Below are 10,967 nucleotides of genomic sequence, written 5' to 3' on the forward strand. Positions count from 1 at the left end.
AGATTTAATTTATATAAAACTACTAACTTACTACTAAGTTTACTTCCGGAATTATTGATAATAAGTTTCATCTAATAGCTGATATAGATAAATTTACAGAATATTTTTTACAAAGTCATGGAAATTTAATTCGACAAAAAATAATTGTTTAACAGTAAAGCAAGACAATAATATTGAGTTAGGATGATGATTAAAGTACAAACAAATTCGTAGGCGTTTATTCATGGCACAACTAACAGGATTGACATTTGGAGGTAATCCCTGGACACCTAAATTTGCCCAGGAAATTGACTACGAAAAATGTATCGGCTGTGGCAGATGCTTTAAAATATGTGGTCACAATGTATTAACATTGAAAGCTCTCAATGAAGATGGGGAATTTGTAGAGGATGAAGAAGATGATGAAATTGAGCGCAAAGTAATGGTTGTTGCTAATCCAGAAAATTGTATTGGTTGTGAGGCTTGTTCACGGATATGTCCCAAGAATTGCTACAGCCATACCGTAGTAGACAATTAAAACTTTGGGGATTGGCTTAAGGTTTTTCTGGTTATAAAGGGTACTCTGGAAATAAAGCACAAAGGCACTAAGCAAGGTAATTAGAGGGGAATTATAGATACTTACTGTAACTAGCAAAGAGTTCACAGTAAACAGAATTGTAAATCTTAAATTGTTAGTTATTCACAAATTCATACTTGCGGCTCAACTAGTACAGCATGGCGTAAATAGAGAAATCATTCAAAGTCAATAAAAAGCTTATTGTATAGGCTTTTTGACTTTTGATTTCCGCCCTGCGTTGCTAGTCTGATCAATATTAAGGCTAATAGTGTCATCTTGGAGTACCTAATTTTTTTGCATTAGCAGCAGCTGGCGTTACAGAAATTTAAATATAGTGTTAAGTTTTGGGGGTAAGGATATGAAATTATCTGGAAAATTCCCCCAATTTTTGTCAGAGTGAGATAGAAAGTTAATAAGTGAAGACAAAAAACGCTGACCTGTAAAAATGTAAAAACCAGTAGCCACGACTATGGTAAAAATCATCAAAATACAAGATAAAAAATCAAGCATTATCTTGTTTGGCTAGGTTGATACATCAAAAGTGCAGGATGCGATCAACTGGGAGTGGGGAGAGACGCGATGAATCGCTTCTGTACAAGAGAGAGTATCTAAATACCTAATCACAATCTCCTGATCCCAGAAAATCACACCTTTAATGACCGCTTAAATAGCAGGTAGCATATATGCAAAAAGTTCCTGTTTCACTATGGACTCTGGTTGCTGGTATAGTAGTCACAGTAATCAGTATTTGGATCGGTCAAAATCATACTCTACTGCCAGAACAAGCATCGCAACAAGCGCCCTTGGTAGACGCATTTTTCAATGTCATGTTTACCATTGCGATCGCACTCTTTTTGGTGGTAGAAGGAACAATTGTGACTTTTTTGATTCAGTTTCGTCGCCGTCGCGGTGATGATACCGATGGCTTACCAGTTGAAGGCAACGTTCCCTTAGAAATCTTTTGGACAGCAATCCCAACAGTGATTGTTCTCGGTTTGGGCATCTACAGTGTAGATGTTTTTAACCAAATGGGCGGCTTTGAACCTGCGGGTCATCCTCATTCAGCAGCTCATGTTGCTCATGCGCCAGGAACCGCTCTTGCAGGTACATTAAGCGATACCTCCCAAGCAACTACTGCTCCATCAATTGCCCCTCAAATTGCCCCTAAAATTGGTATTGGCGCGTCTCCTCAAACCCTAGACAAACTAGCCGATTTAGTTGTTGATGTCAAAGGCATACAGTACGCCTGGATATTTAATTACCCTGATAGTGGCATTACATCTGGAGAATTGCACATACCTGTCGGTGCTGATGTGCAACTCAATCTTTCAGCACAAGATGTAATTCACTCATTCTGGGTGCCAAACTTCCGCCTAAAACAAGATGCACTTCCCGGTATCCCTACCCAACTACGATTTGTTGCCACAAAACCAGGTACATATCCCGTAGTTTGTGCTGAGTTATGCGGTGGTTATCACGGTTCAATGCGGACACAGGTAATTGTCCACACACCAGAAGAATATGATAGCTGGCGGACAGAAAATCAGATTACTCAACAGCAAAACCTAAATCAAGTCGTTGCAGTTAATTTAGCTGAGTTATCAACATCAGAGTTTCTTGCGCCCCATACCCATGATATGGGAATTAGTGCAGCAACTTTAGAGTCAGTAGTCATTGGTCAAGAGAGACGCGATTAATCGCGTCTGTACAAGAGACGCGCATAGTGTCTGTACAAGAGTCGCGCATAGTGGTAAAAGAATATGACGCAAGTAGAATTTCCACTGAATACTCCACCAGAAGAAAATAAACCGGAAACTCTGGCGGTTGGCCACACCTCTCATCTGAAGGCGTGGAAATGGCAGGATTATTTTACATTTAATGTTGATCACAAGGTTATTGGTATCCAATACTTAGTGACCGCCTTTGTATTTTATCTTATCGGTGGACTGATGGCGATCGCTCTGCGTGTCGAATTAGCAACACCAGACGCAGACGTACTTGACCCCAATCTGTATAACGCTTTCATGACCAATCACGGGACGATCATGATCTTCCTGTGGATTGTCCCTAGCGCCATTGGGGGATTTGGTAACTACTTGGTGCCGTTGATGGTCGGTGCTAGGGATATGGCTTTCCCGAAGCTGAATGCCATCGCCTTTTGGTTAAATCCACCAGCCGGAGCGCTGATCTTAGGTAGTTTCTTTTTTGGCGGTTCACAATCGGGTTGGACAGCTTACCCACCATTGAGTTTGGTGACAGCACCAATCGCTCAAACTATGTGGATACTGGCGATCGTTTTGGTGGGAACTTCCTCAATTTTGGGTTCGCTGAACTTTGTGATCACCATTTTGATGATGAAGGTTCCTAGCATGAAATGGGATCAAGTACCCCTATTTTGCTGGGCAATCTTGGCAACCTCCCTGCTGGCACTTTTCTCCACACCTGTATTAGCAGCCGGTTTAATTCTGCTGTTATTTGACCTCAACTTTGGCACCTCCTTCTTTAAACCAGATGCAGGCGGTAACGTTGTAATTTATCAACACTTATTCTGGTTTTATTCTCACCCGGCAGTATATTTAATGATTCTGCCCATCTTCGGCATCATGTCGGAGGTAATTCCAGTTCACGCTCGGAAGCCAATATTTGGTTATAAAGCGATCGCTTATTCTAGTGTAGCCATCTGCGTTGTCGGTTTGTTCGTCTGGGTACACCATATGTTTACCAGTGGCACACCCGGTTGGATGCGGATGTTCTTCACCATCTCTACTCTCATAGTTGCAGTTCCCACTGGCGTAAAGATTTTTGCCTGGGTTGCGACTCTGTGGGGTGGTAAAATCCGCTTCACCAGTGCGATGCTTTTCGCCATTGGTTTGTTGTCGATGTTTGTCATGGGCGGCTTAAGTGGTGTGACGATGGGAACAGCCCCCTTTGATGTTCACGTCCACGACACATATTATGTAGTCGGACATTTCCACTACGTTCTGTTTGGCGGTTCCGTGTTTGGCATCTACGCCGGTATTTATCACTGGTTCCCCAAAATGACCGGACGAATGCTAAATGAAACCTGGGGACGCATTCACTTTGCCCTGACCTTCATCGGCACAAATCTGACCTTTTTACCCATGCACGAGTTGGGTTTAAAAGGAATGCCGCGACGAGTGGCAATGTATGACCCCCAATTTATCGACCTCAATCAAATTTGTACCTTTGGTTCATTTGTTTTGGGGATATCGGTAATTCCCTTCGCCATCAACATGATCTACAGTTGGCTGAAGGGGCCTTTGGCAGGTGATAATCCTTGGCGAGCTTTGACTTTAGAATGGACAACTAGCTCACCACCCGCAATTGAAAACTGGGAAGTGTTGCCCGTTGTCACTCATGGCCCTTATGACTACGGTCATGGTCATAGTACTGCAATACAGCCATCTGCAACGCCAGAAGCTACTGCTTAGTACAGCATTTCATCAAAAAAAATTGCTTTGATTAAACCTTTGCGTTCCTCTGCGCTAACCTTTGCGTTTAAATTCCAACCCTCTATTCGCCGTTAGTAGAGTGAGTAGTGCAATCGCACTCAAGCTGACTACAATTTCTAGTAATTTGATTTGAGAACTCGGAACTCCAAGCTTGGAACTCGGAACTTCAAGCTTGGAACACAAACACCCGAATTCAATAAACAAACACCCGAATTCAATAAACAAACGCCCGAATTCAATAAACGAACACCCGAATTCAATAAACGAACACCCGAATTCAATAAACGAACACCCGAATTCAATAAACGAACGCCCGAATTCAATAAACGAACGCCCGAATTCAATAAACGAAACTCGGAATTTTGAAAATTCCTGAACAAGTCAAGAGTTTGGCTAAACAAGGATTTTGTATAAAGAATGGAAATTTTGCTGATTCAGACTTCATTCTTTATTCAAGCTTCCACAACAGACGCAGCAGATAATATTGTCAAAAAATCTATGACTATAGCTACAACGACGAGCGAAGATCACAGTGCCGGACACGAAGAACATCCAGATTTAAGAGTTTGGGGACTTTTGACATTCCTTGCCTCTGAATCCCTGATGTTTGGCGGATTTTTTGCCACTTATTTGTTTTTCCGAAGTACTACAGCCGTTTGGCCTCCAGAAGGAAGTGAAGTAGAACTACTTGTGCCGACAATTAACACCATTATTCTGGTGTCTAGTAGTTTCGTGATTCATTTCGGTGATACGGCGATTAAAAAGAATAACGTCAAGGGAATGCAACTGTGGTACACAATTACTGCACTCATGGGGGCAATTTTCTTAGGTGGTCAGGTTTATGAGTACTCGACATTAGGATATGGACTGACTACCAACGTCTTCGCCAACTGCTTTTATATCATGACAGGGTTTCACGGTTTACACGTTTTTATCGGACTGTTATTGATATTACGTGTATTGTGGCGATCGCGCCTTCCCGGTGAATATTCTGCAACCAATCATACTTTCATCGAAATGACAGAAATTTACTGGCACTTCGTAGACATTATCTGGATTGTTTTATTTACCTTGGTGTACGTTCTCACATTGTTTTAAATTGGGCATGGGGCATGGGGCATTAGTTATTAATTCATCTCCCTCACTCCCCCTACTCCCCATTCCCCACTCCCCATTTAGGACTTTATTATGCAACTTGATACAAACAAATTTTCATGGTTCCAGGTTCCAGAGGACATCAAAAGTTTATTAATTTTAGCTGCACAAACCTGGGAAAACACATCAGAATCCGAAAAATATATTCAACAAGCTTTAGCCCAAACTGGTGAAAATATAGATGTCTTGGTAGCAGCATATAGATTTTTCTATTATAAAAATAATTATTCTCTTGCATTACAAACAACAGTCAAATTATTAGATAAAATTAAAGAAATAGAAAAACTTCCTGATGACTGGGAGCAACTTAAGCCGATATTAGTCAATCGCAAAGAAGACACACAAATTCGATTGTACTTAAATGCTTATGCTGCTTCGGGATTAGTACTAGCAAAGTTAGGAGCAATTGAGGAAGCAAAAGAAATCAGCACCAGAGTCAAACAGATAGACGACAAGAATGATTTTGGTGCTGGGATTCTCCTGGATATTTTGACACGTCCAGCAGAAGAAGATGATTAATGAGTCAGCAATGAAAAATCAAGGTGAAAATCATGAACAATTGGTTATCTACTAGATCATATTCCCTATTGGGAGCGGCTACTGATAGTAACTCTATCTTCCCTGTTATTACCATACCTACTAAACTTCCTGGAGGGAATCTTCCTAATATCTCGCCAATCATTGTCATCCAATCTTCTCCGTTATCAATTTAAAACTTATGAAAGGTAGGGATTGGCTGGTAACAGGGGATGGTCAGTATCAAGCCTGTAAATCTGTGAGAGCATGGGATTTATTGAGAGAAAATTACCGCCTTTATCGGTTTTTAACTGAGGTGGAAGATGTTCTCAATAGTGTGGATAATCAAGCCAGTCGTCTGCCAGAAATCCGAATGCTTGTAAGGCGTTTAATAGTAAATTCCTACTGGGTGCGAAGTCAAAATTTAGAGCCTTCACCCAAAATGGGAACCTCTGTTTTACTCCTATATGATGAATTGGGTTTTCCGTTGACGGTGCAAACAGTAACATTTGCGCCGGGAACCCGATCAACCATTCATAATCATGGGACTTGGGGAATAGTGGCGGTGTTAAAAGGTCAGGAAAAAAATACTTTTTGGCGACGCACCCCTAGCCCAGATTTTCAGGACAAAATTGAACCGACGGGAGAAGTAACTCTATTTCCAGGAGACATTATTAGCTTTACTCCCGATGCAATTCACAGTGTAGAAGCAGTGGGTGATGAACCAACTGTAACTTTTAATGTTTACGGCGAAACTGATCCAAATGAGAGATTTGAGTTTGACTCGGTTACTCATAAGGCTAGGAATTTTTGATTAGGAATCGTCATATCAGGCTCGTAGTTGCGCTTTAGCGCTAAAGCGCAACTACAAACAATTGAGTAATTAGAAGGTAGTTAAATGGCAAGAGTAATTTTCTATAGCAAACCAGGCTGTAAAGGTGGTACTAAGCAAAAAGTTTTGCTCACAGCTGCCGGTCATGAGGTGATACCATACAACCTGCTAACAGAACCTTGGACAGTTGAGCGGTTGCGTTCATTTTTTGGCGATCGCCCCGTAGCTGAATGGTTTAACCGTTCCGCCCCCAAGGTAAAATCTGGTGAGGTGGTTCCTGAAACAATTGATGCAGAAACCGCTTTGGTGCTGATGCTGAGAGAGCCACTGTTAATTCGCCGTCCTTTGTTAGAAATAGGCGATGCCTCCGGCGGGCAAAGCCTACGCCGCGAGGTAGGATTTGATGTAGAAAAGATTGATGCTTGGATTGGCTTAAAGCCTGTGGACGAATCCTTGCAGGAAATCAGCGAAAACCTGATGAAGCAAGATTTGCAAAACTGCTCCCACGGTCATAATCACAGTCATCATCACCATAATTAGCAAGGTGGCTGTAAGCATTAGTCGGCTATAGGGCAATACGATTCTCCTTAACTGAACCGTATTGCACCGTAGCCTAGAGGGGGGAGGGGTAATTTCAAGAAGCTCCCTCATCTCCCCCCATTCTGCTTAACGCACCCCAGCAGTTTCTAAAGACAAGTCTTGAAACATTGGTGTGCTAAGGTAACGTTCGCCAAAGGAAGGCTGAATCATCACGATTAAACGTCCGGCATTTTCTGGACGTTTACCTACTTGAATTGCGGCGCACAAAGCTGCACCAGAGGATATCCCAGACAATAAGCCTTCTTCTTTTGCTAAACGTCGGCCATAGGCGATCGCTTGTTCATCGCTGACTCTAATTACTTCATCAACCAATTCTAGGCGGAGAACATCTGGGATAAATCCAGCACCAATACCTTGAATTTTATGTGGACCGGCTTCACCACCAGAGAGAACTGGACTGTTGCTGGGTTCAACTGCGATCGCTTGAAAAGTCGGCTTGCGCTGTTTAAGTACTTCTGCAATCCCAGTAATCGTCCCACCAGTACCTACCCCAGCAATGACGATATCCACTTCCCCATCTGTATCCGCCCAAATTTCTTCTGCGGTGGTTTCCTGGTGAACTTTGGGATTGGCAGGGTTGCGGAACTGTTGCAGCATGAAAGCATTGGGAGTATTAGCCACAATTTCTTCAGCTTTGCGAATAGCTCCCCGCATTCCCTCAGCACCAGGTGTCAACTCTAAAGCTGCACCATAAGCTCTAAGCATAGACCGTCGTTCTTGACTCATCGTCTCAGGCATTGTCAAAATCAAACGGTAGCCACGTGCTGCTGCTACCATCGCTAGAGCAATTCCTGTATTACCTGAAGTAGGTTCCACTAAAATGGTTTTTCCCGGGGAAATTGATCCAGCGGCTTCTGCTGAGAGTACCATACTTAACCCAATCCGGTCTTTCACCGAAGCCGCCGGGTTCATCCCTTCTAATTTGACAACTATTCTTGCTACTACTCCCTCAGCTTGAGGGATCTTATTGAGTTGAACTAAAGGAGTTCGTCCAATAAGTTCTGTTACATCTTTAGCAATCCGCATTATTTAACTCCTAAAATCCTAAAACTTATTACAGAGTGTTTAGTTATAACAATAAGCTTTTGTGTATTTAATTTGTAGTTTAGTGCCAATGAGTGCATATACTATGTATTTTAACTAAACCGCAAAATATGAAAGTTTAGGAAGAACCTTTATCAGATGTTCCTAATGATTCTCACTAGCACATACTTGTATTTTAGCATTTAAAATTGCTAATTATTGCCTCTTTGGCTGAGATTCGGTTTCTAAAATTCTGTATATATGCATAGCTTTTCCCATTATTTTCAATATTTTGTATTTGTTATGGGAATATAATTTACTTTCAAAACATTTAATTGTTTTTCTTAATTTATTAGTCTATCTTTATCAAGAGACATTGATATTTTCTTTTGAGTGCAGGTTTTGTCCGCCCATAATTGTCTCAAAAACAGTCCTTAACCATTGCCTACATTGCTTTTAAGTTGAGTGCAGAAATACCAGAACCCCACCTCGAAAATACTAGAACCCCGTCCTAAAAACACTAGCACCCATACCCCAATGAAATTTTGTAAGACTTATCGGGTGGGAATTACAAGCTTTGAGTACTATTCTAATGAATTTAATAATCTTAACGGGGCTGAGATAAACTGTTTAGTGGAGAGGGGCTGATATAAATCGTATAGGATTTACGCAGAGATTCCCCTCTACCCCCCAACATTCCTGAGCGAAAGCTTAGTGAACTAGGGGGGACTTCTTAATCTCTCTTTTGAGAGTAGGATGAAACCACATTCTTTGAATATGGGTGCGTTATTTCTGACTGATTAATCCTACGTTTTGTGAAAAGTTTGGTAACTTTTCAGTGGTCAGTGGTCAGTGATAATTAGAAAAATAACTGACAACTAACGATTTTGAAAATTACCGTTTAGACATATTTTAATATCAAAACTGTTTCAGAGGTAGAAATATATAGCTACTTTAGATAAACAGCAAAAGATATTTTCTTACTGGGGGCATACTACCTAGCAAGGGAGAGCCAAGATGAAAGCCAAACTTTTAAATGTTCTTACAGTTTGCGTAGTTACCTTAGCAGTGCTTTCTCCAGAACTAGTAGTATTTGGCATAATTTGGGAGCGACATCTAGACTTAGTAAAATCCCAGAATCTAGCCGACGAAGTTAACAAGGCTAATACAGATGCTCTCGCCTTGGTTCCCCAGACAGAAGGTACACATTCCCCTCAGACTAGTATCCAATTCTCTGACCGTAATGTGGTTCATCAAATGCTGAGTGTTGCTGAAGAATATAAATTTGCCACTATCCTGCAATGGTTCTTCTTGTTAACCCCTATTTGTGTTGGGCTGGGGATTCTCTTTTACGACAGATATCTTGTTCATCGTGCGGCTCTTTTAAAAGAACAAGTTGAAATGTTGGAAAGACTGTGGCAGCAAAGCATCGAACAGTAACCAATTCACAATTTACTCACTCAAACCAACAAAATTACCATGACAGAACAACGCCAACAGCTGTATTTTAATCTGATTGATGAGTTACTGAAATGCCCTAATGGTCAGGAACCAGAAATTTTGGAATCTAAGCCAGAATTGATTGATTCTGGTTTTGTAGAAACAATGTTACAAGTAGCAACTATGTTTGCTCATGAAGGCAATCAAGATGGTGCCCAATTTTTATTTTTTGTTGCACGTGAGCTTGCTAAAGAACTGGGTTTATACCCTGAAGTTCCCAATACTGAAGCTGCAAATCCTGAAGTTGCAAATAAGGAGTAAAAATGCTATTGACTTCGACGGATGCGGGACAAATAGCTTTAGAACTGCTGATGGCAGATTGGAATATTTCAGAAGAGAACAGAGACTGGTTCACAATCTTTAACTCTCGTCTGATTGGCGAGAGTTGGTATACTGTGGAATTAGGTATAGAAGGATTTCCAGATAGGTGGTTTCTTCAAGTATATGACAATGGAGTGTGTGACCCAAACTATACCTTTATATCACCGATAGATGGTTCTGGAGGATTTACGGACTTCATAAATGTACCAGATATTATAGCAGAGGTCTTAGTTTGTGAACGCAATGCTCGATAGTAAAAATTAAAAATTCAAAGTTTGGAATTCAACATTGAAATGTGGTAGTTAAATACATTTGATTTGAATTCATAATTTTCGATATCAGAGTATTTGGGTGCATCTCACTTTTGCAAATATACCTGGCGATTAGAAATCGCGGCTAAATCAGGAATTTGAAACCCACGGAGGTGGGTTTTGTCTGTATAGCTGCTAATTCTATTGGCCAAAGTTAGAGGTATTTAAAGTAATACTTTGATAGTTCGGAGTTGCATATTTGTGGGATAATTTTTTCACGCAGAGGCGCAGAGACGCGGAGAGTATAAGGAGTTTTGGATTTCAATATATAAAATTTCATCCCTTGATTTAGCAAGGTCGATATTTTACTCAAAATAAAGATGCTTTACGCAAATATGAGGTGATACCAAATAAGGTACACCTCTTTTTTTGGATGATATTTAATATTTTATTTAAGCTTAATAAGCTATTTTGTCATATTTAACTGACAAAATTATGTTATATTAAATAGCGTGATGGACGCTACAGAAATATCAGTTCCAATGATTGCTGAAGATATCTTAGCCAAAGAATTCACAAGAGTCGTCAACCATTACTACCCGCAAGTTGGGGAATTGCTGGATGGGTGTTATGTGAAAGTCATCACCTGTTTTTGGGGACGACCTGCCAGACGTTTGCAATATATAGGAATTTATTGCTCTGACGAAATGATTTCCTGTGTGCAAGCTCAAAAAGAAATA

11 protein-coding genes and 1 pseudogene are annotated in these 10,967 nt (G+C 40.8%); 11 read left to right on the forward strand and 1 reads right to left on the reverse strand.

All coding sequences use genetic code 11. The features are described 5' to 3' along the window. The first annotated feature begins 223 nt into the window (after positions 1–223). The 7 genes from fdxB (at position 224) to ACEW80_RS12050 (ending at position 7,072) form a co-directional block, all read left to right on the forward strand. Complete coding sequence (gene fdxB / locus ACEW80_RS12020) at positions 224–517, forward strand: ferredoxin III, nif-specific (protein WP_373526793.1); 294 nt, start codon at positions 224–226, stop codon at positions 515–517. 722 nt (positions 518–1,239) lie between these two features. Next, entirely contained in the window at positions 1,240–2,253 is a 1,014-nt protein-coding gene (locus tag ACEW80_RS12025) for a cytochrome c oxidase subunit II (RefSeq protein WP_373526794.1), read from the forward strand. Between the two features lie 63 nt (positions 2,254–2,316). Beyond that, positions 2,317–4,008: a cytochrome c oxidase subunit I gene (ctaD, locus tag ACEW80_RS12030; protein ID WP_373526795.1), complete on the forward strand. Its 1,692-nt coding sequence runs from the start codon at positions 2,317–2,319 to the stop codon at positions 4,006–4,008. Positions 4,009–4,527: 519 nt separating this feature from the next. Continuing rightward, positions 4,528–5,127 (forward strand): heme-copper oxidase subunit III, encoded by a 600-nt coding sequence (locus ACEW80_RS12035; RefSeq protein ID WP_373526803.1) that lies wholly within the window; start codon positions 4,528–4,530, stop codon positions 5,125–5,127. Between the two features lie 90 nt (positions 5,128–5,217). Then, positions 5,218–5,703 carry a hypothetical protein gene (locus ACEW80_RS12040; RefSeq protein WP_373526796.1) on the forward strand — a complete coding sequence of 162 codons (486 nt, stop codon included), beginning with the start codon at positions 5,218–5,220 and terminating at the stop codon, positions 5,701–5,703. A gap of 199 nt (positions 5,704–5,902) precedes the next feature. Further along, the gene (locus tag ACEW80_RS12045; protein WP_373526797.1) at positions 5,903–6,514 is read left to right on the forward strand and encodes a cupin; all 612 of its coding nucleotides are present in this window, start codon (positions 5,903–5,905) and stop codon (positions 6,512–6,514) included. 84 nt (positions 6,515–6,598) lie between these two features. After that, positions 6,599–7,072 (forward strand): nitrogenase-associated protein, encoded by a 474-nt coding sequence (locus tag ACEW80_RS12050; protein WP_373526798.1) that lies wholly within the window; start codon positions 6,599–6,601, stop codon positions 7,070–7,072. Between the two features lie 126 nt (positions 7,073–7,198). On the opposite strand, the gene cysK is transcribed toward ACEW80_RS12050, so the two are convergent. After that, complete coding sequence (cysK, locus tag ACEW80_RS12055) at positions 7,199–8,158, reverse strand: cysteine synthase A (RefSeq protein WP_373526799.1); 960 nt, start codon at positions 8,156–8,158, stop codon at positions 7,199–7,201. Positions 8,159–9,172: 1,014 nt separating this feature from the next. Between cysK and ACEW80_RS12060 the strand changes: the two genes are divergently transcribed. The 4 genes and pseudogenes from ACEW80_RS12060 to ACEW80_RS12075 form a co-directional block, all read left to right on the forward strand. Then, positions 9,173–9,595, forward strand: coding sequence for a hypothetical protein (locus ACEW80_RS12060; protein WP_373526800.1), 423 nt, complete (start codon positions 9,173–9,175; stop codon positions 9,593–9,595). Positions 9,596–9,634: 39 nt separating this feature from the next. Beyond that, positions 9,635–9,916 carry a hypothetical protein gene (locus ACEW80_RS12065; RefSeq protein ID WP_373526801.1) on the forward strand — a complete coding sequence of 94 codons (282 nt, stop codon included), beginning with the start codon at positions 9,635–9,637 and terminating at the stop codon, positions 9,914–9,916. A gap of 2 nt (positions 9,917–9,918) precedes the next feature. Continuing rightward, positions 9,919–10,230, forward strand: coding sequence for a hypothetical protein (locus ACEW80_RS12070; RefSeq protein WP_373526802.1), 312 nt, complete (start codon positions 9,919–9,921; stop codon positions 10,228–10,230). A 512-nt stretch (positions 10,231–10,742) separates the two neighbouring features. Further along, a pseudogene (locus tag ACEW80_RS12075) lies at positions 10,743–10,967 on the forward strand (hypothetical protein); the annotation flags it as partial.

The sequence above is a fragment of the Nostoc sp. genome (assembly GCF_041747015.1).
GTDB lineage: Bacteria > Cyanobacteriota > Cyanobacteriia > Cyanobacteriales > Nostocaceae > Nostoc.

Excerpts from the sequence above, each read along its gene's own strand:
- fdxB (WP_373526793.1), top strand. The coding sequence starts at position 224 with ATGGCACAACTAACAGGATTGACATTTGGAGGTAATCCCTGGACACCT.
- ACEW80_RS12025 (WP_373526794.1), top strand. The coding sequence starts at position 1,240 with ATGCAAAAAGTTCCTGTTTCACTATGGACTCTGGTTGCTGGTATAGTA.
- ctaD (WP_373526795.1), top strand. The coding sequence starts at position 2,317 with ATGACGCAAGTAGAATTTCCACTGAATACTCCACCAGAAGAAAATAAA.
- ACEW80_RS12035 (WP_373526803.1), top strand. The coding sequence starts at position 4,528 with ATGACTATAGCTACAACGACGAGCGAAGATCACAGTGCCGGACACGAA.
- ACEW80_RS12040 (WP_373526796.1), top strand. The coding sequence starts at position 5,218 with ATGCAACTTGATACAAACAAATTTTCATGGTTCCAGGTTCCAGAGGAC.
- ACEW80_RS12045 (WP_373526797.1), top strand. The coding sequence starts at position 5,903 with ATGAAAGGTAGGGATTGGCTGGTAACAGGGGATGGTCAGTATCAAGCC.
- ACEW80_RS12050 (WP_373526798.1), top strand. The coding sequence starts at position 6,599 with ATGGCAAGAGTAATTTTCTATAGCAAACCAGGCTGTAAAGGTGGTACT.
- cysK (WP_373526799.1), bottom strand. The coding sequence starts at position 8,158 with ATGCGGATTGCTAAAGATGTAACAGAACTTATTGGACGAACTCCTTTA.
- ACEW80_RS12060 (WP_373526800.1), top strand. The coding sequence starts at position 9,173 with ATGAAAGCCAAACTTTTAAATGTTCTTACAGTTTGCGTAGTTACCTTA.
- ACEW80_RS12065 (WP_373526801.1), top strand. The coding sequence starts at position 9,635 with ATGACAGAACAACGCCAACAGCTGTATTTTAATCTGATTGATGAGTTA.
- ACEW80_RS12070 (WP_373526802.1), top strand. The coding sequence starts at position 9,919 with ATGCTATTGACTTCGACGGATGCGGGACAAATAGCTTTAGAACTGCTG.